Genomic DNA, 23,406 nt, shown 5'->3' with positions numbered 1-23,406 from the left:
CCACCAAGTTACGGATTTGTTCGCAGGGCCGTGATAGGATTTACCCATGCTGCACGCAGGCATTGCCAGCCGATGGACAACAGCGTGATACCGATGGTCGCCGCCGCGGCCCAGATAAAGATATCCGCCGTCAAGGCGATCCGGTAGGCAAAGCCATGAAGCCAGCGGGTCATAAGCCAGGCTGCCGCGGGGAAGGCGATCAGCAGGGCGAGGCCGGTAAGCCGGAGGAAATCCCGGGAAAGCAATCGGATGATATTGCCCACGCCGGCGCCGATGACCTTTCGGATGCCGATCTCCTTTTGCCGTCGCTGCGCGGTGTAGGCGGCGAGCCCAAAGAGTCCGAGACCGGAGATGATCACAGCCAGCGAAGCAAAGTACCGCGCTAAGAGCGCTACCCGGGTTTCCGCGGCGTAGAGCCGGCGATAGTCGTCCTCGAGGAAGCTATATTCCAGCGCGAGACCGCCGCTGCGGGCTTTATAAAGGGCTTCCAGCCGCCGGATCGTCGGCTGCCCGGCACCGGGAGCGATGCGGACCATGATGTTGGAGGCCCAGGCCGTGGTGTTGAGTTGGAAGAAGCAGGGTTTGATCACCTCATGAAGCGACTGGAAATGGAAGTTGTCGACGACGCCGGCGATCTGCCGGTCCTCACCCCAGAGACGCACAGTCTTCCCGATGGGATCCTTTATCCCCATGATGTCGATGGCCGCCTGGTTGAAGATAACCGAGCTCGTTTCATTGCCGTATTGGCGGGAGAAGGACCGGCCGGCCTTCAGCTTTATTTCCGCGGTCTCGATAAAGTCGTAGCCGATGGCGAGATCGGTAAAAACGATCTTGGCGGCCGGATCTTTTCCCGGCCAGCTGAGGTCATAGGTGCCGCCGTCGCGGTTGGTGATGTTCTGCCCGAAGTTGGCGGCGTTGAGGACGCCGGGAGTATTTTTTACCGCCCGGAGGAGGTCGGCGAGGGAAGAGTCGGCCGCAGGATGGAAGTAGAGCAGATGGCTGCGGTTATAGCCGAGGTTCCTGGTCTGGACGAGGTTCATCTGCCGATAGACGACGAGGACACCGACGATGAACAGCGTGGAGAGGGTGAACTGAAACACGACCAGCGCTTTTCGGATAAGCAGTTCGTTAACGGTGCCGGGCAACTTTCCGGCGAGGCTGGCGGCAGGTTTGAAGCCGCTGAGATAGAGTGCCGGATAGCTTCCGGAGAGAATACCGGTGAAGCCGGTGATGGTTGCCAGCGCACTGAGGAAGCGGCCATCGAAGCGGAGAAAAAGTTGCTTTCCTGTCAGCTGACCAAACTGCGGGAGGACCAGCGCCGCAAGACCGACGGCGAGCAGGACTGCGATCGTAGTGAGCAGCAGGGATTCGGCCAGGTATTGACCGACGAGGGCGGAACGCCTGGCGCCGATGACCTTTTTTATTCCCGCCTCTTTTATGCGCCCCGCGGCTTTGGCGGTGGAGAGGTTCATGAAGTTGATGCCCGCGATGAGGAGGATGAAAATGGCGATGATGGAGAAGAGCCGGACATATTCTATCCGGCCGCCCGCAGGGCGGCCATTCTCATACCCGCCGTGAAGGTATCGTTGGGAATATTGCTGGGCGTAGAGGGTGGATTGGGTCCCGGCGTTTTTGCTTTTGATCAGGCCGGCGATCTTCCGGTTGAAGTTGTCGATGCCGGCGGTCTTTTTTAGCAGGACATAGGTAGAAGGATCATTGTTCCGCCAGTCGAGGAGCTTTTGGTTCCGGTCGAGAAAGAGATCGTAGTTAAACGCCAGATCCACCTGCATCGTCGCGTTTGCGGGTGGCTTTTGGAAGACGCCCGAGATGCGATAGACCCCGCTGTAATCCTTCGGGCTCCATTCGACGGTTTTGCCGACGAGGTTGTCGGTCGTCCCGAAGAGCCGGAGGGCAAGATCGGTGGAGATGACGATATCGTTCCTGTCCCGGAGCACCTGCTGTTTGTCGCCGGCGATAAGCGGGAAGGAGAAGATTTCGAAGAATTGCCTGCCGATGAATAGGGCATTGGTGGTGATGGCTTTTTCGCCGGCGGTGAGGACGCCTTTCTTATCATGCCAGGGGTTGGGAACGACGGGCACGGCGGCTTCGACCTCGGGGAACTCTTTTACCAGGGTGGCTGCGAGGTACCCGGGGGTATAGTCGGCGGTGGTAATGGCGTGGCCGTCGGCAGAGGGCGAGTTGAGGAGCACCTGGTAAAGGCGGCTATCGGTATGGTTGTATTTGTCGACCGAGAGCTCATCGCCAACCCAGCAGTAGATGAGGATGGTGCAGGCGAGGCCGGTGGAGAGCCCGAGGAGGTTGAGAAGGGTGAATTGGCGGTCTTTGACGAGGCGGCGCCAGGCGATGGTGAGGTTGTTGGTAAACATGGATGGTTGGTTGGTAGGGGAAAGACGGCTGGCCCGCGGGAATGTTGCATGCCGCGTTAGGGATCGGCAGGAGCGCTGTGCGCGACCGAGAGCCCGGCCCGCAACCGCGGGGAACGCCCAACGGGTGCGTCAGGCGGCGGGCTTTGTATGGGCCGCGATGAATTGTTTTACGCCCGGATCGAGGATCAGGTCCTCGCGGCGGATAGGCGTTTGGAGAACGATGCCCGCAAGCTGGGTGCAGCGGCTGAGGGCTACGTAGGTCTGGCCGTGGGTGAAGGCACCGGGGCCGAGGTCGATGATGACCTGGTCGAAGGTCCGGCCCTGACTTTTATGGATGGTCATGGCCCAGGCCGCCCGGAGGGGAAATTGGGTGAAGGTGCCGGCGGTGCCGGGTTCGATCGTTTGTTTCTGCGGGTTGTAGCGGTAGTCGCGGACTTCCCATTCGGCGCGTTCGATGTCGTAGCGGTGTTTGCCGATACGGACGGTGATCTTGTCCCTCCCGATACGGGTGACGTGGCCGAGGGTTCCGTTGACCCAGCGTTTGTCGGGGTCGTTTTTCAGGAGCATCACCTGGGCGTGTTTTTTCAGGATCAGGACGGCGTCGGCAGGACCCTTGTCCAAATCGGCGTTGCCCCCGACCGTCGCGGTGAAGCGATGGGCTTTGCCGCGGAGGCCGTTCATCCTTTCGCCGTTGATGGCATCGGCTACTTTGTTGGTCGTAGTGAGGGTGAGCCGGAGGTCTCCGGGTGGCAGAACATGACCGGGCAGATGGCGGGTGTTGAGGAGCGCCAGCTGTTCGTCCGTGACGGTATTCTCGCGGACGGCGTTGAGCAGTTGTTTGAAGGTTTCGTCCTTTTGACGGAAGATGGTTTGTAACTGGAAGTAGTGAAGTTGAAGGCGGTCAAATACCCGCGCATTGAAAAAGCACGCGCCGCCGAAGCGGGAATGGAAGTAGCCGTCGAGTTCACGGGTGACGGCGGGTAGGAGTTGGTAGAGGTCGCCGAAGAAGATGATCTGGACGCCCCCGAAGGGGGTGTCGTTGTTTCGGTGCAGCCGCAGGGTCTGGTCGATGGCATCCATGACGTCGGCACGCACCATGGAGATCTCGTCGATGACGATGGTGTCGAGTCGTTGGTAAAGCGGTGCACGTTCGGGATCGCGACGGATGTGGTTGGGTTCGACGACGCTGGGTGGCAGGCGGAAGAAGGAGTGGATGGTGGCGCCGTCGACGTTGAGGGCGGCGATGCCCGTGGGCGCGAGGATGACGAGGCGTTTTTTCGTTTGTTGACGGAACCAGGTGAGCAGGGTGGACTTGCCGGTGCCGGCCTTTCCGGTGACATAGACGCAACGGTTGCTGTTCTCCATGGCGTCGAAGGCCTGGCGGAATTCCCCGGTGATAACGAGGCGGGGCCGGCTGTGGAAGAGGCGGTGTTGTTTATCGCGCAGAAGGCGAAGGAGCGGACACATAGGGTTTGTTTTATGGTCAGTTAAAAATAACCCATTTGTCCAAAAGCAAAAAATGCAGGTGGGCGGCAAGGAGCAGGTTCATCTGCTCCACTTACCGCCCGCCCTGCCAGCGGGGATGTATTTCTTGCGAGCCGCCCGACCCGGCGGCGCAATGGTCATCACCCTTAGGATAATCTTGATCTAATGGTATATGGTTTGTAAAAGCTTAATTTCCTTGTTTGACTTTTATAATGTACTCCGGCATAAGACCATGGGCTTCCTTGTGAGTCTTCAGCACATCCGTGGAGTCGGCGGCCTGCGACAGACAGAGGATGACGCCATCCTGCTCGTTGACCCAGTAGTTGACGAAGTTGACGCCATATTTCTTTTGCGTCGCGAGGTCTTTTTTATGGGCCTCGGCGGCGGCCCCGGCGGTGACTTTGCCCGGGCCGACCTTATGCACGTCGAGATAGAAGTCCTTGCCCGGATCGGCAACGGCTTCAGCGCCATCCGTGACGAGATAGATTGACCCGGGCATAAGGCCATGGGCTTCGGCATGTGTCTTTTTAATGGCATCGGTATCGGGTGCGGAAGAAAGGCAGTAGACCTTACCGCCGGCTTCGTCGACCCAGAACTTTACGAATTTGACGCCGTACTTGTCTTCGACAGCGAGGTCCTTTCTGTGGGCATCGGCCACGGCGGCATACGTTACTTTGCCGGGCTCGAGATAGTGAACGTCGATATAAAGGTGAGTGGGTGGTTGCGCGGGATTGGTGTTTTGAGCCTGAGTCCGCAGGTGGCAACTCAGGAGAAAGAGTGTAATTAGCATCAAGAGACTGATGGGGGATCTCATTTTTTTTATTTGTTTTTATTGGCCGCAAGTAAGCAAAAATGATGTATGCGCAAAACCCCAATCTAAGGAGTGGAGGCCATCGGACAGCGAGCGGCGTCTTTTCTTTCGGGAACGGAAAGCAAAAAAATCGCCCTGCATTTGTTGATTTTGGGTTGTAATTTTATTCGCTGGAACCAACTCCCGGACAAGCTTTATGCGCCAACCCCGATCTTTCCTGTTTCTTCTTTTTTGTGCCTGCTCGATCGCTTTCGCATCGAATGGGCAGTCCTTTGGCGACAGCAGCTTTACACACTACACAAGGACGGAAGGGCTCTCCAACAATTACATCTCGGGGATCGTACAGGATTCCCTTGGCTATATATGGGTGGCGACCCGAAAGGGGTTGAACCGCTTTGACGGCCGCTTCTTCACCAGTTACTACACGGGTACAGCCGAGATGTCGTTGCCCGCAAATCACATTTCGATGTTGAAGATGCAGGGCGAGGTGATGATCGGCAGCACGGTCGCCGGCGCCTTCGTCTACAATCCGGGCACCCGGGACTATCACCGGCTGACAGTGCCTTGCGACCCCTCCATTTCCTATTGGGCGAACGATGTTTATGAAGCGACCCGCGACAGACGCGGTAACTATGTCGTGTCCACAAAGACAGGGTTGTATGTCTTCGATTCGACGGGAGTCATCGTCAATCGATATGATCATTATCTGCCGGCGGATGCCGGCCGGCAGGAGCTGATCTTCGGCGGCAGCCTGTATGAATATGGCAACGGTGATATCCTGCAGGAGAATGCCGTGGTCTTCTCAAACTACGAAGTGGACCGCAACCGGATCGACACCTTCTTCGCCAACCGGCAACCCGAACTAAAGAAAGCATTGCTGGACCGACATCAGCTTCATCGCCTTTGTTATGCGGGACGAAAGGACGAACTACTGATCCATGTCGCCGAGAAGAATACGCTCGACGCCTACGATCTCAAAACAGGAAGGGTTTGGGAGATGCCGCTGCCTTTCGACGGGAACAAGGAGATCGACGAAGGGGACAGCAAGATCATCATGCTGACCGACAGCCTGATAGCGATCACCTGTAAAGCCAGCGGGGTCTATGTCCTGCACTACCGCCCCGGGACCCATACGATCAGCCTTTGTGCAAAATACCTGGAGGGCAAACAGTGTACGACGGTGTTCAAGGACCGGGAAGGCCGGCTTTGGGTAGGCACGAACGAGGGACTGTACAAGGAGAACCTGTCGAGTCCCTTCTTTACGGCCTACGATCTCTCCGGCGACATGCCCGACCTGCGGAATTGCAATATCCGAACGATCTGGACGGACTCCGCCAATCTCTTTGTCGGGCTGCGCAACAAGGGCGGCGTACTGGTACTCGATAAAGAGACCAAGCAGATAAAACGCCGGATAGTCTTAGGCGACAAGGAAGCCATCAGCAACGATATCAATCTGTTCATTCCCTACAGCGCCGATACCCTGTGGGTGGGTACGCGGATGGGGTTGTTTTGGGTGGACCGGAAGCGGTTCACAAGCGGCCGGGTCGTCGTTCCGCCTGCCCTGGCCTGGATCGCGGATTATAATACCCTTTGTTTTTGTGTCGACCGGCAAAAGGATATCTGGATCTCCTTCGGCCGGCTGAACAGCGTGGTCCGGTATGATCCGAAGCGCCGGGAGTTCCTGGAGATCTCCGAGCGGCAATGGCCGCAGATGAAGATCACATATTGCTTCAGCATGGGGGAGGACCTGAAGGGGAATATGTGGCTGGGGGGAGACGGGCTCTGCCGGTGGAACGGCCGCAAGGAGGCCATCGATACATTGATCCCCTATCCGTCGCTGGCACGCAAACTGCCGAATTATGCGTTGATCATCGATTGCGATGAGAAGAACAATCTCTGGCTTTATTCCTTCAACAACGGCATCCTGCAGTTTAATTGCGATAATTATACGACGGAGATGCGCAAGGAAGAGAATTATCTGACGGATGGCGATGTACTGAACAGCAGTTGTATCATCCATGGGAATATCTGGCTGGGGATGGAGAACGGGATCATGGGATTTAATATCCGCAACGGCAGCAGCAGATCATTTCCATATACCGATGGCCTGCCGACGGTGGCGATCACCTCGACGGCCAAGGGCTTCTATTATGATGAGCGGGAGAATATCTTTTACTTCGGGAGCAAGCGCCATCTGATCAGTTTCCGTCCCGATCTTCCGCTACGCCCGCAAAAGACGCCGTCGTTGTTCTTCGATGGGATCAGTACGGCAAAGGGTACGGTGCCGGCCAATTCGGAAAGGATCGAACTGAGTAATTCGGATAACAACCTGCAGATCAATTTCAACGCCGTGAATTTTACCAACCCCGAAGGAAACCGGTTTGCCTACCGGCTGACGCCGGGGACGGATACGGGCTGGCGCCTGCTCAACTGGCAGCGGAGCGTCAGCTTTAACAACCTCGCGCCGGGGGAATACCATGTCACGCTAAAGCTTTTCTCGGCCAACAACCGGTGGCCCGATCAGATGAAGAGTCTGACGATCATCGTATATCCCCCCTTGTGGAAGCGCTGGTGGTTTTTGGCGCTGGCAGGCATCCTCCTCCTGGCGACGGTGCTGATGATCTATCGCATCCGCGTGGGGCGGCTTCGGGAGAAGCTGAGCCTGGACAAACAGATGGCGGAATATGAGATGAAGGCCTTGCACGCACAGATGAACCCGCATTTTATCTTCAACGCGCTGAACAGCATCCGGGAGATGATCCTGCATGAGGACAACCGGAATGCGAGCCGCTATCTGAGCCGGTTTGCCCGCCTGATCCGGCTCAACCTGGAACATTCGCGGCAGACCTTTATCACGCTGCGCCAGAATAACGAATATCTCGCCAGTTATCTGGAGATGGAACAGCTGAGGTTCTCGGATTTCTCCTATCGCATCATCACCTCACCGGAGGCGGATGTCGATATCGATGAGATCCGGCTGGCCCCGATGCTGATCCAGCCGTTGGTGGAGAATGCCATCTGGCATGGACTGCAGCCGAAGGATAAGGACAAGCAGTTGCTGATCCAGTTTTACCTCGACTCCGGCCGGCTTGTCTGCGAGATCGACGACAACGGCATCGGTATCCGGCAGTCGCTGCAAAACAAGGATAATCACAAATCGATGCACCGGAGCATGGGTATCGCCAATATCCGGCAACGCATCGCGGTCCTGAATGAGAAATACCAGATGAGCTGTTCGCTCAGCATCCGCGATAAGGCCGATATCCCGGGCCGGCATGACAGCGGCACGTTGATAACATTGAGCATGACGGCGCATGAGGAGGAGATGTTTGTCTGATAACCGGGAATAACTATCGATATGATCAAGACCATTATAGTTGATGACGAACCGCGGGGATTGAGCAGTCTGCGAAAGCTACTCGAACTCAACTGCCCGGACGTGGATATCCTCGCCGAATGCGCGGATGCGCGGAGTGCGTTGGACCGGATCGCCGAACTTGGCCCGGAACTGGTGTTTCTGGACATCGCCATGCCCGAGAAGAATGGGTTCGATCTGCTGAACGAGCTGAGTCCGGTACCGTTCGAGGTCATCTTCGTGACCGCGCATAATGAATATACGATCCAGGCCTTTAAGTACAGCGCCGTGGACTATCTGTTAAAACCCGTGGATGAGGACCTGATGGTGGAGGCCGTGAAGCGGGCGGGGCTGCGGATCGCGGATAAGGCCTCGGCGCAGCAGGTGGAGACCTTCCTGTACAATCTGCACAAGGTGCAGACGCCGGCGGAGATGAAGCTTTGCATCCCCGATATGAAAGGGTTTCGGGTGATCCACCTGGCGGATGTGGTCTATTGCGAAAGCGACAGCAGCTATACGATGTTTCATCTGTTGAATGGGACAGTTTTGACCGCTTCGAGGTCGATCATCGAGTATGAGATGCTGCTTGAGCGAAGCGGGTTCTGCCGGATCCACAAGTCTTTTTTGGTTAACCTGCATCATATCAAGGAATATGTACGCGGCGAAGGGGGCAGCGTGATCCTGACCAATGATATGGTGATCGAGGTATCGCGGCGGAAGAAAGAAGTATTTATGGCGAGGATGAAAGAGCTTTTTAATTATTGAGGACGCGCCGCAGGCGCGTCCGGTTATTTTTTCGTGAAAATATTTTTTGGGAGCATGACGTGGACGCCGACATTCCCATCCACTAATTCCGTAATATCCACATCTGCCGCAACGCTGCACAGCATATAGGCATCGGCCTTCGTCATTTTTTTCTCTTCCATTAAATAATTGATCATTTCCCGGACCGCGATATGGGTCGCGGCATTGAGGTCGCGATCGCAGCCCATCGAGATGATATGGGTTGCCGTCTCGGCGCGCGGCCAGCGGAGGGATTTACCCTTGTGAACGATGAACTGCAGTTTTCCGATAAGCGAGGTCTCGATGGCCGTGATATCCACTTCGCCATTGCCTTGTGCGGCATGGCCGTCGCCGATCTCGAACAACGCACCTTTTACAAAAACAGGGTAGTAGACCGAGGTTCCGGCAACAAGCTCTTTGTTGTCGAGGTTGCCGCCATGGATCCACGGTGGGGCGCTGTTCCAGCGGCCGGCTTCTTTTGGCGGCGCGACGCCCAGGCTTCCAAAAAAGGGATGGAGGGGAATATCGATCCCGTCGGCCCAGTGGGCGATCATCTTTTTTGTGTCGAGGGGGACAATGCGCATATTACGGGCAAAGATCTCGTCGGAGAGGAAGCCCGCGGAGCCGATGGCGTTATAACCATAGGGGATGGCCAGTTCGATCGACTGCAGCCGCACTTCGAGGATATCCCCGGAGTCCGCGCCTTCGACATAGATCGGACCGGTAAGCACATGGCCGCCGGGTCCTTTTTCCTTCATCGACTGCACGTCGCGAAGCTGTTTTTCCACCTGGCCGGCGGGGACGCCGGCAGCTTCAAGGCGTTCGGGATTGGAGGTGATAAGCGTATGAACTTTTACAAAATCCCCGGATTTGATCTTCAGCACGGGCGGATATTCCGACCAGTAATGACCCCAGGCCACGGTAGTGGGTGAGGGCTCCAGCACGTAAGGGTTGGATTCCGAGCCCTGTTGGGCAAAGAGACAGCCGGTAAATGCGAGAAAAAAGAGGGCGAGACCTGTTCTTAGCATACTTGTCGTTTTGGTCCCTGTAAATATATCGATTCATTTCAATTATAGGGTATCTTGGGCCCAAAATTGGCTCAATGCAGGCAATCGAAAAGATCGTCGGTTTATTGGCGGGAGTAATTATCGGGAGTGCGCAAGTGATCTATCTGATCAATACGGTGACGCGAAAGGTGCGGCCAAGCGTTCTTTCCTGGATCGGGTGGGCGTTCCTGATGGGGACCAGTGTCGTGTCGCAGGTGCTCGGCAAGGGTTGGCAGTGGAGTATGACCGGGGTGCTTTGTTCCACCGTGGGTTGCCTGACGATCGGCGTGGTGGCGTTGCTGACGCGGAACTATGCGCTTTCGCGGAAGGACTGGCAGTATGTGGTGTGGGGATTGCTTTGCGTGGGGATCTATTTGCTGTCGAATAATCCCTGGATCACGACCGTGTTCGCCATCTTCGCCGACGCGATCCTCGGGGTGCCGACGATAAAGAAGGCCTGGCGGGACCCGATGTCGGAGCGATCGCTGGCCTGGGTGCTGGGGGTGATCTCGTCAACGCTGGCGCTGGCGATCTGTGTAGGGCACGATTTGATCTATGTACTTTTCCCGGCCTATCTGTTTCTGTTTAATGGCGGGATGGCCTATCTGACGCGGCTGCGGCCGGCTGGTTAGCGGCTGAGGGCGCCTCGTTATCGGCGGTGGCTGCGCGGCTAGATGCCGCCGGCGTGGAAGATCAGATAGCATAGGAAGCTGAGGAAGGCAACGTAGTAGGTGCCGACCACGATAGACAGGCCAATGAAATTGGGGTTGTCGAGAAGAGATATCTTCCCTTCCATGTCGAGGATCGTTTCTTCGATGGGCATAAGGAATGTTTTTACGTTATTTGGAATAACGGATATTGGAGGAACCTTCATTAATTGGTAAAACCCATAAGACATAATGTAACCGGCTGTGGCGGGATATTTTTCAATACATTGATTATCAATATGTTGAAAAAAACTTGTCCCAAACGGTTACAAACAGGCAAACAGTAGTTACCAATCCTTAGAGATGCCGGGAATAAATCGTATTTTGTTAAGCGTAAACCCTTATTAAAAAGCCTACTTATGAAGACTCTTCCGTTGATCGCCATATTTTTTGTGGTTTCGGTAGTTGCCTGTCAGAAGGCCATTCCCGAGGATCCGAACATCCGGGCGCTGGTTGGCGCCCCCAGCGGTCCGTCGACATCGAAGCATGATTCGATCCCGACGACGAAACCTGCGGATACAACAAAACCGGTTGCGAAAGCGGATACTAACGTCGTTGCGCAGCCTCCTTTTCCTCAGCAGACTGCGGATAACAATAACAATAACCCGGCGGCGCCAGCGGCTCCGAGCTGTCCTGTGCTGCCGATCTATGGCGATTCCATCACCTTTCCCCAGCCTTCGGGCAGTGACTATATCGTCCATCCGGTGAACGATCCCGGACCGGGCAAGTATTTTTCCTGGCCGATAGGGATGGTGTTGGATCAGAATACAGGCGCCATCAACCTGACGCAGAGTCAGACGGGGATGCGCTATATCATGGGTTTTGTAAAAGCCGGAGCGACGGACACCTGTCTTAGCGAGCTGATCATCGGTGGTGCGGCCTATTACGACAGTGTCTACGTATTCGAGAACGGCGCGACGGAAGCTGCGCCCTATTTCGAGGCCAATCCCTATCTGCCTTCCGTATGTGCCAACGGGGGTTGTACGTTCGACGTGACGGGTTCGGCTGCGGCGCAAAAGGTCATCGTGAACAGGACAACAGGGGTGATCGACCTGCAGAAGACGTTAAACGGGTCGTTGCTTAGCCTTGGCGGGGCCTTCGGGTTGCTGCCGGTCAACGGGCAGACGATCACCACGACGATCACGTATAGGATCAACTACGGAAGTAACAATGCCTTGCAGCAGATCCAAGTTCAGTTGCAGTATTATGATAAGCGATCACTGATCAGTGGCGGCCTGTTGGGTGGGATCGTGAATGCACTCGATAATGTGCTGGCCGGCCATGTGATCTCGACGACCGCGAATCCGCGGCCGCCACTGGTGATCATGGTGAGAAAGAACTAGTTAAGCTTCTAGAATCGGATAAGACAAAAGGCGAGGGATATCTATCCTTCGCCTTATTTTTTGTGGTCGATAATAAGGAGCGGGTGGCGACGTTGTAGGACACATGTCTCGGGGGATCACCTTATTATTATTGTCGGGGCTGCTGGCCGGGCAGGTGCTGGCGGGGCCGGGCGGACCGGGAGAGGCAGGCGGAGACCGCCTTCGGGCGCGCTATCGCCGGGCCGACAGTCTCTATCACCTGGATAGGTCTACGCCGGCCACGGACAGCATGGCACTGGCGGGTTTTGCGGCAGTTGCTGACGAACTCGAGAGATCCGGCCCACGCAGTGGCGACACGCTGCTCATCGGGTCGCTCTTGAAGAAGGGGATCCTCTATGATGCGGTGGGCGATTTTGGCCGGGCGCGGACGGCCTATTGCCGGGCGTTGAGCTTTCATCCCGCCGGAGACTCCCTCGTTTTTGTTGTTCAGGTGATGCTGGGAACGGCCTATTACAACCTCGACCGGTTTGATTCGGCGAGCTACTTCCTGTTGCGGGCGGAATCGCTCGAGGGACGGTTCGCGGATAAGGATAACCGGGTGCGCCTCTATAACACCCTGGGTGCGCTCTATTGCGACGGCGGAAATTTCCGGCAGGGGAAGAACTACTTCAATCATGCCCTCGAATTGGAGCGCGGCGGGAAGCAATATGCGCCTGATGCGGTGAGTCTCCAGATCAATATTGCTACAGCCTCGTTTCGGATCGGCCAATATGCCGATGCACTGACGATCTACCGGCAACTGCTCGGTTACCGGCCGTTGAGCGACTATGTCTACCAGAACATGGGTCGTGCCTATGTGGGGATGGAGGATTATCCGGCGGCGCTGAACTGGTTCCGGCGGGTAAGGATGGAGAAGATCCCTGCATCGTTGAATGAGCTGGCGAATGCGGAGCTGCGGCTGCACCGGCTGGACAGCTGCGCATGGTACCTGCGGCGGCTGCAGGAGCTGGCCCGGGGGAATAGCGGAGTTGCCGTTCCGCGAAGCGATCTTGGCGTAAACGCTTTTATCAAGGCGGAGGAGTTGAGTGAACGCGGAGATCTGAAGGGAGCGCTCACCGCCGTACAACAGGCGATCTTTGTATTTGCCGGAAATTTCAGTACCCGGGATGGCTATGCAAACCCGGTGAGCTTCACCGGGACCTTTGCCTACTACCGGCTTTTTGACGCGCTGGTGCGAAAAGCGGAGCTTTACGATCGAATGAAGGATTTGCCGGCATCGTACGCAACCTATACGGCGGCGTTATCCCTTTTGCGATATATCGAGCGGAGTTATGCGACGGATGAGTCGAAGCTGTTTCTTAAGAAGAAAAGCGGGCCGGTGTATGCGGACGCGCTGAGCGTCTGTCTTCGCCTGGCCCAGCTGCATCCGGAGGCGGACTATCTGGAGCAGGCCTTTCTGATCGCCGCCAAAAGTAAGGCCTCGGTGATCACGGCCAACCTGGAGGAGAAGGCTTTTATGGGTGCTCCGGGTGCGAAGTCGCTCCTGGAGCAGGTGGATAACATAAAATATAAGATCGCGCGGCTGAATGTACGCAGCGAAGCAACGACGGACAGTGGGCAACTGGCGGCCATCACGCGGGATAAGGAGGGGGATGAGATCGCCCTGCTGCGATTGCAGAAGGCATTGGAAGCAAACGGCGAATATTACCGGACCAAATATGGGGACGCGAGCCCCGGCGTTCACGATCTCCAGCAGGAACTGGGGCGTGACCAGGCGCTGGTGAGCCTTTATGCGGCGGGCGGGTCGTTGCAGATGTTCGTGGTGACCCGCGACGGACTCCGGCATGTGGCAATAGATTCGCTGGCGCGGCTGGAAAGGGATGTCGAAGGGTGGCTGGCGCTTTTGAAGACGTCCGGCAGCGGGCGGCGCTTTGAAGGCGGGGCGCTGGGCCGCCGGTTGTATAACGAACTCGTACAGCCGATACAGGCGATCTCAGGCGGGCGATCGGAATGGGTGATCGTTCCCGACGGGATCTTTGCCCTGCTGCCGTTTGAATCCCTGTATGCCGACGCGGACGGAAAGCAGTGGCTGGTGGAGACGACGACGGTCAGCTATCGGTTCTCTTCCCGCCTGTTGAGTGATGGAGCTACAGGGAAAGCGGGCGAGGGGGTGCTGGCGTTTGCGCCGTTTGAGAACGGCAGGGTCGATTCGTTTCAGCGGTTGCCGGCGTCAAAGGAAGAAATTGCCGGTTTGCCGGGAGTGCAGTATCTGGACGGGCAGGCGACGAAGGAGCGGTTTCTGCAAACGATCAATCAATATCCTGTCGTGCATCTGGCGACACATGCGGTGTCATCGATGGACGATGCGGCGGCATCATATATCGCTTTCTATCCCAACAAACAAAGTGTTATCGAGGACCGGCTGTTCCTGGAGGAGCTGTACGGCCTCAACCTGCGCAGCACGAGGCTGGTGATCATCAGCGCCTGTGAGACGGGGCAGGGCGAGGTGGCGCCGCAGGAGGGGGTGATCAGTCTGGCGCGGGCCTTTGCGTATGCGGGATGCGGGAGTACGATCAACAGTCTCTGGAAGGCGGACGATCAGGCGACATCGACGATCCTCCGGCAGTTCTATAGTCATCTGCGGGCAGGGGAGACGAAGGCGAGAGCTCTGCAGCTGGCGAAACTGGATTATCTGAAAAGCGATGCGATCGACAAGAGTCCGGCCTATTGGGCGCATCTGGTGCTGACGGGGGATAGCAGTGCATTGTATCGGCGGAACAACTGGGTTTTGTGGGGAGCGCTTGGGCTGGTTGTATTGGGAATGGCCGCGGTGGTGGTGGTGAGGAGCAGGAAGAAAAAAAGTCGGCGAAAGTAAATGCTTTTTAGTGTTGAGTTAAAGAGGTACTATGGCCATCTGGTGGGATATTGGGATTAGCATTTTTCAGGTTCTACAGGCGGTGCTACGCCGACTTTTTTTGGCTGGTCATTCAAGGGATAGAGATTCTCAAAACGGGTGGTCTTTCGGCGTTGATTGGATTGGCGGTTTTCGGGAGGATGTTGGGCGGGAAGATTGGATTGGAGATTTTCTCAGGATGTTTTGGATCGAAGGTTTTTCAGCTTGGGCGGATCGAAGGTTTTTCGCGGGATTGGATCTTTAGGATTTTTCGTGGGATTGGATCTTCAGGGATTTTTCGCGGGATTGGATCTTCGGTTCTGTAGAATAAGGTTTAATGGAATGGTTATCAAGGATATCTATTTGTTTTTCAAAGGGTTGGGCGGTGGTTTTTCAAAGGATGTTTTTTCAATTGCCCTACACTAATTAGTAAGAGCTGGACAACCGGATGTAACCGGAAAGCAGGGCTTTTTTTACTTATTCTCCTTGTATTGGGCTAATCTGAGGTCGAAAAAGGACATTTTTTCGACTGCTTCGTGGTATTTGTGGCTCTTGTCACCGCGGATCTTTTCCAGGATAGGCATGGCTTCATTGATCTTTTGGTGAGCCAGCCAGCTGATGGCGAGATAGAACTCGGCTTCGTCCTGGTAATAATCGGTACCGTTATGGGTATTGATAGCGATAATCTGTTCGAAATGGTTGATCGCCTTGTCATATTTCTTCCGTTCGAGGCAAGCCATACCGGAAAGAAAGTCCGTCTGGTTGGTACGCGACACCCTTGCCGTATCGGCGATCTTCTCCACCGTATTCCAGTCTTTTGCATTATAGGCCTCGACGATCGGATCGGCTTCGCCGGCTCCGCGAACGGTGTTGAGGTTATATCCGTTGTAATACCGGTTGTATAAGGATCCGGAGGTTACCGAGACATATTTGTAGACGGAGGCGCTGCCCGCAACGATGAGGACACAGGCGGCTGCACGAAGCGTATACCGATAGAGCGTGCGAACCCTGGCCCCTGCCGGCGCGGCGGCGGTGTTGGCGGTGGCGGCCTCTTCAAGTTCAGCCTTCCAGGCGGTTCTTGCAGCGGATACCTGCTCATATAACCCGGCATCTTTTACCCCGTCCACAGCGAGACGCAGGTAGTTCCATTCCTTTTCGGCTTCGGGATCGTTACCGATGATATCTTCGAGGTTAGCGGTGGCCTTGCCCCGGAGGTTTTCATCGAGATGATCGATCAGCATGCGTGTTTTGTCGGGTGTCATAATATTTAGGCTATTTGATAATTTCCTGCATTTGCCGGGCAATGGCAGGGTTATCTTTAATAAGCCCTGTCAGTTGCTGAAGGCACTTGTACTTTTTGTTTCTTACTACCTGTTCGTTTTCATACGGCAGATGGTAAAGGATCTCTTTCATCGTCATGTTCTCGTAGTAGAAGAGCAGGAGTATCTTTCGACAGGATTCTCCCAGGCCATCTACCAGGTCGCGGAGCTGCTTCTTTCTTTCAAGATCATTGATGTGCTCAGCGACGTCGGGTTCGTCTTGCGGGCGGTCCATTTCGAACTGGCGATTGCGATGATCTGCGCGTTCGCGTTTCTTTAGTTCGTTGAACCAGCAATTCTTTGCTATGGAGGCGAGGAAGGTCCGAACGTTGGATTCCATCCGGAATTTCCCTTTTCTCACGACATCGATGAAGGCGACGACGGCTTCCTGGAAGATATCGTCGGCGTCCTGTTCGCTGCCGCCATAGTGTCTTATAAAAGAACTGGTCGCTTCGGCGTGTTGGCGGTAGATGAACTGAATTGCTTTGTTCAGTTCGGTACCGTCACTGATGGCCTCGATCAATTCGACATCAGTATATTTTACCTCGGCTTTCATATTTAGTCAATTCTATTTGGGGAAGTGTAACCGCGACGGGTGCTTTTTTGGGTACAATAGTAACGAACGAATGGCATACAATTGTATGCCATTCAGTTAGATTGCCCGGGGAGGGTGAGGGCGGACGGGCCGAAATGAGGGTCAGGCGCGGGGTGGGTTTTGTACTTTGTTGATCTCTAGCTTGTTGCGCCTATTTCCCGGGTGCTCATGGTTTCTGGTTATTTTCCCAGTAGTTGCTTGAGCTCGCGGCCGTCGAGGTTGTCGTGGAGCCGGCCGTCCAGACTGGCGGCCAGGGGGTCGGTCGGGTCGAAGCGCCAGCCGAGGAGAAGAAATTGGGGCTTTTCTTCGCTGAGGTAGGGATCGGTGGCGGCGGGGTTTGGTCGGACCAGTAAGATGGCGCCGGGGCGGCTGTCGGCGAAGCCGTGGAAGGAAAGCGCGGCAGCGGCTTGCCCCGGGCCGCTGGATCGATGAGCGAGGTCGGTGCCGCTGAGGACCGCTGTTGTTTCTTCGGAGAGGTAGGTGGGGCGTTTGAGATCGGCGGGGTCGGAGTGCAGCAGGCTGTCGATGGTGCGGAGGGTGCTGCGGTGGAGAGCAGTGGCCGTGTTGATCTGCCGGCGGAGATAGGCTTCGTCGCTGACGAAACTCTGGAGATAGAGGTTGGTACGCACCTGGAGGTCGGTGCCGCTGTAGAGTGTTTGCAACACCCGGAGCTGCCTTTGTTTTTCGGCTTCCTGTTCTGCGGCCGGGCGGACGGTGATCTTACGGCGCCATTCGGCGGCGATGGAGTTGGTGTCGCCGCTGAGCTGTTTGCGGATCTCGAGGAGCCATTCCCGCCGGGTGACAGGTAGATAGGGCAGACGGCTGCTGTCGGCGGTGACGAGCCAGAAGGAAGTGGCGAGGCCGTGGCCGGAGGTTTCGGCGTTTTGAGGGAGCTCGAAGTAGAGGCAGCCGTTGCGGCGGGTGATCGCGGCCCGGGTGGTGAGGTAGTCATTGCCGTTGATGGCCACATGACCGAACAGCGGGCCGAGGTCGTTGGCGAGAAGCAGGAGTTCGGCTTTTTTGGAGGCGGCGTGTTCCAGGGTGAAGAAGCTGCATTGGGCGCCGAATTTCAGCAGCGGACCGGAGGCGGATCTGCCGGCGAAGTAGTCACCGTGCCAGGTGGGATCGCAGGCGTCGGTGGCGATATAGTCGTGAACGAGTTGGATCAGGGTCCGGGTGGTATTCTTCATCCCGGCGAGCTGGCTACGGGTTAGGTGACCTGTCGGAAACGAGGTGGGGCTTGCGAGTTGCTGAGCGGTGGAAGAGGTATGCAACAGGCCGAGAACAAAGGTCAGAGTTACCAGGGTATGCGTACGGGTCATGTCTTGCTTTCTTTAGGGATCGGGGCGCCATGGGATAGTCGGACCTAAATATGCAAGATCTTTCGGGGGATATGCGGATGAGATGTCCCTTGATAGGCAAGGGACGAGCCAAAAATGTAAGGGCTTGGTTTGGTGAAGAATGGGTTTGAAAGCGGCGCCCACGATTTCCCGGCAAGGGAGAAAAAGGCCGGTTTTGTTCCCGGAATGGGAGCGATTCGGCTACGGCAGCGTTATCCGGTACACCCCATCGGTGCGAACGGAGATCATCGTATGCGCATCAAGCTGGAACTCTTCCATGACATAGCCATTGCTGTAAGAATGGAGAAGGCTGGTCTTTCGGGTATTGAGATCCAACTGGTAGTAGCCGCTGACGCGGAAGGCTGTATCATAGCCGAAGTTTTGGAAAAAGACAAAGCGGTTATTGGCGATGTAGGGCTGTTTTGGGATGGAATAGTAGACGCTGGTCGCGGTGTCGCCCTGATACACGCGGTTGCCGTGCAGGTAGACGATAAGCTGGCCTTGCGAGATGCCGGCCGGTGGATAGCTGGTGGCCTTCAGCTCGGAGTACCGGGTGGCGAGGGCATAGCCGGTGGCGCTGTCGACGACTTCTATCCCGGCGGTGTCGGCGGCCGGAATAACGGGTTGGAAGACGCCGGTGACGGGGTTGACCAATTGGTTATCGTAATACAGGTGATCGAAATGGTATTGATCGATATAGAGGGGGTTCACCGAGGAAGGATAGATCAGTTTTGTCGTGTCGGCAAGATTGATCAGTGCGGCATTCGTCGAAGGCGGCGGACCGGCGACGAGTACATGATCGTCGATGATGCGGGAGGTGTAGGCGCTGTGATTTATAAAGGCGACAAAGCTGTTTTGTTGGGTAGTGATGTTGTATCGGTTGAGGACCGCACTGTCGCCATGCAAGGCACGGCCGTTGTAGGTGAAGCCAAGGGTAAGCAGTTCGTTATCGGATATCGCCCGGAGCGGGCCGTAGTTGAATATGCCGATGGAATCCACTTTGCCGTCAGCGAGTGAGACTCTTTTTGTGAACAGGATACTCTGGAGATCATCGGTAACAAAGATCGACTTGCGGGAAGGGGAGATGTCGATCATGTTTGGCCCAACACTCTGCTTGATGGGCAGCAACAGTTGTTGGGTGAAGGTGGAGATATAGGTATGGGTGTAGTTGTGTAAGGTATAACGAAGAGCGACGTTATTATTCGGGGTTGTCTCCAGGACGAATGAATAGGTCTTTGCCGGGTCGAACGGATAGCTGATGTCGGCGTAGGTGGAGAACTGGGGTTGGGCGATGGTCGTATAGGTGCCGACGGTGGCGGTGTCCTGTTTCAGATAAACCTTTGCGATGGCGGCGGCCCAGGGAAAGGTAAGCTGCAGGCGGTTGGCGGCGAGTGGGTTGGTGATAAAGGGCAATGCGGCGACGGTATCCTTGTAGGTAATATTCGGGGTGGGGGGAGCAATGGGATTGCTGTCGTGCTTGGAGCAGGCGAACAGGGATAAGGTCAGGAGCAGCAGGTAGGAAGGGGTTTTCATACACTAAAGATAAATACGGCCGCCGTAAAAAAATGATAAATCGGGATAATTTAATGCGCCCTTAATGATGGATATAGCGTTCGAAGAATTCGTAGGTGCGGAGCATCTGATCGATGCGTTGGCGGTTGTCACCGCTGCGAGTGAGCTCATGGGTGCCGCCGGGATGGCGGACGTATTCGACCGGCCGGCCCAGGACCTTGAGGCTGCGGTAAAGCATCTCGCCCTGGACGAAGCCGGTACGGCGGTCGCTCTCGCCATGGAAGATGATCAACGGGGTGGTGATATTGGCGACGTAGGTGATGGGCGATTCGCGTTGAAGGATGGCCTTTGTCGCGGCATCCCAGGGATAGCCGCCAAAATAGTTGGGGACGAGCCGCCAGGCATTGCCTTCGCCGAAGAAGGTGGCGAGATCGTATACGCCGCGTTGCGCGCATGCGGCCTTGAAGCGGTGATCATGCCCGACGATCCAGGCGGTGAGGTAGCCGGCATAGGAGCCGCCGCTGACGACGAGCTTTGCGGTGTCGGCCCAGCCTTCGGCTACGGTCTTGTCGAGTGCAGTGAGGACATCGCTGGTGGGGCCGGTGCCCCAGTCCCTGACATTGGCGCGGAGGAAGTCGAGGCCATAGCCGCCCGAGCCGCGGGGATTGCAATAGATGACCCCATAGCCTTTTGCGCAGAAGAACTGGAATTCGTGCCACATGCTGGCTTCACCCGGTCCCCACATGGCTGACGGACCGCCATGGATATCCAAAAGCAGCGGGTAGTGCTGCCCGGGAGTATAGCCGATGGGTTTCATGACCCAGTATTCGATGGTCTCGCCGAGATTATTTTTAAACGAATGTTTCTCGGGGAGCGAGAGCTGACGGTGTTGCAGCCATTCGCCGTTAAAGGCGGTGAGCAGCCGGGCGTTCTGCATAGAGACATCGGCGGCATAAAGTTCCGAAGGGTCCGAGACCTCGGTGCGGGAGAAGACGAGATGCGACCCTTGCAGGTCGAAAGCGAGCGTGCCGCTGTTATAGTCCGACAGCTGATCGGTCTTTTTGGTATTGATATTGGCGCGGTAGAGCGGTGCGCCGCCATTGCTTTGCGCGGTGAAATAAAGGGACTGGTTGTCGGCGCTCCAGGTGAGACCGGCGATGGCGCGGTCCAGCGGGATGAGGTTCTTGTTGCCGGTACCGGTTTCGGTGAGAGGGGCGACATATAGTTGCGGCACCGAGACGAATGAGGTGGGGCTGACGGTATAGGCAAGGAGTTTGCCGTCGGGGCTGATGCGCGGGTTGCCATAGACCCGATCCTTTTCTCCGAGGAGTTTTTGCAGATGGCTGCCGTCGCGATCGGCGAGGAAGACCTCGCTTTCCAGGGCGCGGTCGGGGTGTTCGGTGGAGTCGAGGTAGGCGACGAGGAGCAGCTTTTTGCCGTCGGGCGAATAGTCTACACTGTTATAGGTAAAGAAGCCGCTGGTGACCGGGGTCGGCTGGACCGCCGGCTGGCCGGTGGCCGGGGTCGCGGCCGGGGCTAGGGCCGGGGCCGGGGCCGGGGTTGCGGATTGCACAAACCATTGTATAAAACTCATCTCCGGGTTCACCTCCATCTCGTCCTGGAAGTTGAGCTTGGTGACGACCTTGGCTTTTTTGTCGGTGACGTCGTTGTCGAGGTAGGCCCGGATCGCGTCGAGGCCACCGTCGGGGTCGGCCTTCGCGCCGCTGGGGACGTAGGCGGTTTTGAGCCCGGGTTTTTCTTCGGGCCAGGCGGGAAGGCGATGAGTGGGGTTGAGGAGGGAGTCTTTTATCAGTTCTTTAATTGTGATGCGGGCGGAGAAGAGGATCTCTTGTCCGTCGGGGGACCATCTTGGCGACGAGGCGCCGTAACGGAAATGGGTGAGCTGGGTTGGTTCACCGCCGTCGAAGGAAAGCAGGAAGATCTGCGGTTTGCCGTCGGTGTTGCGGACGAAGGCCAGCTGTTTTCCATCGGGGCTCCAGGCGGGCTGGGTGGCGCTTTCCTTTGTCGTCAGCTGACGCGGGGCGAGCGAGCCGTCGGTGGCGACGAGATAAAGTTGCGTGATATATTTATAATCCCATTTGGATCCCTTGGGGTCGGTTTCCGGCTGGATGGAGGTGAGGGTGAAGACGGCTTTCGTTGCTTCTTTGTTAAGGCGGACGTCGCCGATGGATTTGATCCGGAGGAGATCGGTGACGCGGACGGGTTCTTTTTGGGCTTGGGTGTGGAGGGTAAGGAAAAGGGCAATCGCGGCAGTCGATAGATATGGAATTTTGCTCATGCGTTAGTTTTAGTTGGCTAAACATACAAAATCCCCCGCATAAATCGGCCGCGGTCTAGGGCGTGCACCCGCGGTCTGCCTGCGCCTCTGGTCTGCTGCGTGCGCCTCCGGTCTACGGCGTCGCCTGGCCTCCCTGATAACTGCTGATACGGGCCAGGAAGGTGCGGGCGATGAGGCCGGCTTTCTTCATGGCTTCACCGGCCACCGGGCCGTCGAAGTGTTGGCCGAGCGTTTCGAAGAAGAGATGCAGCCAGCGGTTGAAGTGTGCTTCTTCGACGGGAAGCGTGAGGTGCTTGGACAACGGGTGACCGGTGTACCGACTATCGCCAAGAAGGGCCATGCCCCAGAATTTGTACATGGTCTCGAGGTGGTTGTCCCAGTGCTGCCCCAATTTTTCGAGGAAGATCGGCCCGAGGAGGTCGTCGTTTTTTACTTTTTGGTAGAAGCTGTCGACGAGGAGTTTTATATCGGCTTCGGTTTGGATGTCTGGCATGGTGGGTAAGTTTGCTGTTGCAAAGATACGGAGATTGGGTTTATATAAAAGACAATTTTGTCTTTTATATGGCATTTACCGTTGGTGTGGATTATACACCTCTCAATCGAAAAGATTGGGGATACCCGTTGATTTTGAGATATATTGGCTATATGCTAAGGCGTATTTCCTATTCCTATTGGATTTGTCAGCTCGCCGGATGGGGCGCTCTGCTGGCCTTTTTTTGTTGGCTGCCGCCGCATGAAGTGGGGCGGTCGATCCTGACGACAGCATCCGGGTTTCTGGTTTCGCATTTTCTGCGCGAAGTGTTGAGGCGATACCGGTGGATGGAGAAAAAGCCAAAAAGGTGGGTGATCCGCGTTTGTTTGGCAGTAGTGGTCGCGAGCCTTGTTGGCGCGCTTATCCTCTGGGCCGCCTTGCAGATCTTTGAGTATCATTTGCCGCCGGTTTTTATTATGGTATCGTCGTTTAGCGTGTTGATCATGGATTGGACCTGCGTATACTGCTCGTTTAAATATAGAAGACTGGCCCGCCGGAATGACTCCCGGGAACAGATGCTGTGCATGCGGCTCAGGGAGATGCGGAAGGGTGCTGATGAGTTGGAGCTGGATGCGGAAGCGATCGTCGACCGGCTGCAACGTATCGAAGGGATGATCGAGGCGGACCCGGCCCGGTCGCGGGAGGAGATCACCGCGTTCAGCAAGTTGCTGCGAACAGGATACATCGCCGAAAAATAGGATCGTTTATTCCGAGCGCAGCGTCTTCACCGGGTTGGCAAGCGCGGCCTTTAGGGCCTGAAACGAAACGGTGAGCAGCGCGATAAGCAGCGCGCCGAAGCCGGCGGCGGTGAAGACCCACCAATGGGGCGCCGTGCGATAGACCAGAGGAGGATTTTGATACGATCACTGTCCGCTGCGGCGCCTGTCGAGGGCGTAGCTGTTGTATCGATCCACGAAGGGCAGCAGGACCGCGAAGAAGGCGAGATGCACCAGCTGGCTATCGAGGTTTTGCCATTGTTCGATGGCGGTGGTGCCGAAGATGAGCAGGATCATGACGATG

17 protein-coding genes are annotated in these 23,406 nt (G+C 56.2%); 6 read left to right on the top strand and 11 right to left on the bottom strand.

The features are described from left to right. Positions 1–8: 8 nt before the first annotated feature. From VGM48_RS11435 to VGM48_RS11425, 3 genes are all read right to left on the bottom strand, one after another. Positions 9–2,387 (bottom strand): ABC transporter permease, encoded by a 2,379-nt coding sequence (locus tag VGM48_RS11435; RefSeq protein WP_331579140.1) that lies wholly within the window; start codon positions 2,385–2,387, stop codon positions 9–11. 129 nt (positions 2,388–2,516) lie between these two features. Continuing rightward, on the bottom strand, positions 2,517–3,854 hold the full coding sequence (locus VGM48_RS11430) for an ATP-dependent DNA helicase (RefSeq protein ID WP_331579138.1): 1,338 nt from the start codon (positions 3,852–3,854) through the stop codon (positions 2,517–2,519). Between the two features lie 205 nt (positions 3,855–4,059). Further along, positions 4,060–4,686: a DUF4242 domain-containing protein gene (locus tag VGM48_RS11425; RefSeq protein ID WP_331579136.1), complete on the bottom strand. Its 627-nt coding sequence runs from the start codon at positions 4,684–4,686 to the stop codon at positions 4,060–4,062. Between the two features lie 193 nt (positions 4,687–4,879). On the opposite strand from VGM48_RS11425, the gene VGM48_RS11420 reads away from it, so the two are divergent. Both VGM48_RS11420 and VGM48_RS11415 read left to right on the top strand, forming a co-directional pair. Next, positions 4,880–8,020 (top strand): histidine kinase, encoded by a 3,141-nt coding sequence (locus tag VGM48_RS11420; protein ID WP_331579134.1) that lies wholly within the window; start codon positions 4,880–4,882, stop codon positions 8,018–8,020. Positions 8,021–8,041: 21 nt separating this feature from the next. Further along, a complete protein-coding gene (locus tag VGM48_RS11415) occupies positions 8,042–8,803 on the top strand; it encodes a LytR/AlgR family response regulator transcription factor (RefSeq protein ID WP_331579132.1) in 762 nt (253 codons plus the stop codon). Between the two features lie 23 nt (positions 8,804–8,826). Here the strand turns inward: VGM48_RS11415 and VGM48_RS11410 are convergent, their stop codons facing one another. Further along, positions 8,827–9,849, bottom strand: coding sequence for an acetamidase/formamidase family protein (locus VGM48_RS11410; protein WP_331579130.1), 1,023 nt, complete (start codon positions 9,847–9,849; stop codon positions 8,827–8,829). Positions 9,850–9,923: 74 nt separating this feature from the next. On the opposite strand from VGM48_RS11410, the gene VGM48_RS11405 reads away from it, so the two are divergent. Beyond that, positions 9,924–10,499 (top strand): hypothetical protein, encoded by a 576-nt coding sequence (locus tag VGM48_RS11405; protein ID WP_331579128.1) that lies wholly within the window; start codon positions 9,924–9,926, stop codon positions 10,497–10,499. Positions 10,500–10,537: 38 nt separating this feature from the next. Here the strand turns inward: VGM48_RS11405 and VGM48_RS11400 are convergent, their stop codons facing one another. Beyond that, a complete protein-coding gene (locus tag VGM48_RS11400) occupies positions 10,538–10,690 on the bottom strand; it encodes a hypothetical protein (RefSeq protein WP_331579126.1) in 153 nt (50 codons plus the stop codon). Between the two features lie 243 nt (positions 10,691–10,933). On the opposite strand from VGM48_RS11400, the gene VGM48_RS11395 reads away from it, so the two are divergent. Both VGM48_RS11395 and VGM48_RS11390 read left to right on the top strand, forming a co-directional pair. Next, entirely contained in the window at positions 10,934–11,917 is a 984-nt protein-coding gene (locus VGM48_RS11395) for a hypothetical protein (RefSeq protein ID WP_331579124.1), read from the top strand. A gap of 103 nt (positions 11,918–12,020) precedes the next feature. Next, the gene (locus tag VGM48_RS11390) at positions 12,021–14,771 is read left to right on the top strand and encodes a CHAT domain-containing tetratricopeptide repeat protein (RefSeq protein WP_331579122.1); all 2,751 of its coding nucleotides are present in this window, start codon (positions 12,021–12,023) and stop codon (positions 14,769–14,771) included. Positions 14,772–15,262: 491 nt separating this feature from the next. Here the strand turns inward: VGM48_RS11390 and VGM48_RS11385 are convergent, their stop codons facing one another. The 6 genes from VGM48_RS11385 to VGM48_RS11360 form a co-directional block, all read right to left on the bottom strand. Then, a complete protein-coding gene (locus tag VGM48_RS11385) occupies positions 15,263–16,051 on the bottom strand; it encodes a hypothetical protein (protein ID WP_331579120.1) in 789 nt (262 codons plus the stop codon). A 10-nt stretch (positions 16,052–16,061) separates the two neighbouring features. After that, on the bottom strand, positions 16,062–16,664 hold the full coding sequence (locus VGM48_RS11380; protein WP_331579118.1) for a sigma-70 family RNA polymerase sigma factor: 603 nt from the start codon (positions 16,662–16,664) through the stop codon (positions 16,062–16,064). Between the two features lie 218 nt (positions 16,665–16,882). Then, entirely contained in the window at positions 16,883–18,025 is a 1,143-nt protein-coding gene (locus VGM48_RS11375) for a hypothetical protein (RefSeq protein ID WP_331579116.1), read from the bottom strand. A gap of 219 nt (positions 18,026–18,244) precedes the next feature. Further along, positions 18,245–19,576 carry a hypothetical protein gene (locus tag VGM48_RS11370; protein WP_331579114.1) on the bottom strand — a complete coding sequence of 444 codons (1,332 nt, stop codon included), beginning with the start codon at positions 19,574–19,576 and terminating at the stop codon, positions 18,245–18,247. 61 nt (positions 19,577–19,637) lie between these two features. Further along, the gene (locus VGM48_RS11365; protein ID WP_331579112.1) at positions 19,638–21,854 is read right to left on the bottom strand and encodes a S9 family peptidase; all 2,217 of its coding nucleotides are present in this window, start codon (positions 21,852–21,854) and stop codon (positions 19,638–19,640) included. A 112-nt stretch (positions 21,855–21,966) separates the two neighbouring features. After that, the gene (locus VGM48_RS11360) at positions 21,967–22,347 is read right to left on the bottom strand and encodes a group III truncated hemoglobin (RefSeq protein ID WP_331579110.1); all 381 of its coding nucleotides are present in this window, start codon (positions 22,345–22,347) and stop codon (positions 21,967–21,969) included. A 152-nt stretch (positions 22,348–22,499) separates the two neighbouring features. On the opposite strand from VGM48_RS11360, the gene VGM48_RS11355 reads away from it, so the two are divergent. Then, positions 22,500–23,084 carry a hypothetical protein gene (locus VGM48_RS11355; protein WP_331579108.1) on the top strand — a complete coding sequence of 195 codons (585 nt, stop codon included), beginning with the start codon at positions 22,500–22,502 and terminating at the stop codon, positions 23,082–23,084. The last annotated feature ends 322 nt before the right edge of the window (positions 23,085–23,406 follow it).

Source organism: Puia sp. (genome assembly GCF_036500295.1).
GTDB lineage: Bacteria > Bacteroidota > Bacteroidia > Chitinophagales > Chitinophagaceae > Puia.
Note: the sequence above shows the minus strand (reverse complement) of the source record. Positions and strands in the feature narration are given on the sequence as shown.

Excerpts from the sequence above, each read along its gene's own strand:
- VGM48_RS11435 (WP_331579140.1), bottom strand. The coding sequence starts at position 2,387 with ATGTTTACCAACAACCTCACCATCGCCTGGCGCCGCCTCGTCAAAGAC.
- VGM48_RS11430 (WP_331579138.1), bottom strand. The coding sequence starts at position 3,854 with ATGTGTCCGCTCCTTCGCCTTCTGCGCGATAAACAACACCGCCTCTTC.
- VGM48_RS11425 (WP_331579136.1), bottom strand. The coding sequence starts at position 4,686 with ATGAGATCCCCCATCAGTCTCTTGATGCTAATTACACTCTTTCTCCTG.
- VGM48_RS11420 (WP_331579134.1), top strand. The coding sequence starts at position 4,880 with ATGCGCCAACCCCGATCTTTCCTGTTTCTTCTTTTTTGTGCCTGCTCG.
- VGM48_RS11415 (WP_331579132.1), top strand. The coding sequence starts at position 8,042 with ATGATCAAGACCATTATAGTTGATGACGAACCGCGGGGATTGAGCAGT.
- VGM48_RS11410 (WP_331579130.1), bottom strand. The coding sequence starts at position 9,849 with ATGCTAAGAACAGGTCTCGCCCTCTTTTTTCTCGCATTTACCGGCTGT.
- VGM48_RS11405 (WP_331579128.1), top strand. The coding sequence starts at position 9,924 with ATGCAGGCAATCGAAAAGATCGTCGGTTTATTGGCGGGAGTAATTATC.
- VGM48_RS11400 (WP_331579126.1), bottom strand. The coding sequence starts at position 10,690 with ATGCCCATCGAAGAAACGATCCTCGACATGGAAGGGAAGATATCTCTT.
- VGM48_RS11395 (WP_331579124.1), top strand. The coding sequence starts at position 10,934 with ATGAAGACTCTTCCGTTGATCGCCATATTTTTTGTGGTTTCGGTAGTT.
- VGM48_RS11390 (WP_331579122.1), top strand. The coding sequence starts at position 12,021 with ATGTCTCGGGGGATCACCTTATTATTATTGTCGGGGCTGCTGGCCGGG.
- VGM48_RS11385 (WP_331579120.1), bottom strand. The coding sequence starts at position 16,051 with ATGACACCCGACAAAACACGCATGCTGATCGATCATCTCGATGAAAAC.
- VGM48_RS11380 (WP_331579118.1), bottom strand. The coding sequence starts at position 16,664 with ATGAAAGCCGAGGTAAAATATACTGATGTCGAATTGATCGAGGCCATC.
- VGM48_RS11375 (WP_331579116.1), bottom strand. The coding sequence starts at position 18,025 with ATGACCCGTACGCATACCCTGGTAACTCTGACCTTTGTTCTCGGCCTG.
- VGM48_RS11370 (WP_331579114.1), bottom strand. The coding sequence starts at position 19,576 with ATGAAAACCCCTTCCTACCTGCTGCTCCTGACCTTATCCCTGTTCGCC.
- VGM48_RS11365 (WP_331579112.1), bottom strand. The coding sequence starts at position 21,854 with ATGAGCAAAATTCCATATCTATCGACTGCCGCGATTGCCCTTTTCCTT.
- VGM48_RS11360 (WP_331579110.1), bottom strand. The coding sequence starts at position 22,347 with ATGCCAGACATCCAAACCGAAGCCGATATAAAACTCCTCGTCGACAGC.
- VGM48_RS11355 (WP_331579108.1), top strand. The coding sequence starts at position 22,500 with ATGCTAAGGCGTATTTCCTATTCCTATTGGATTTGTCAGCTCGCCGGA.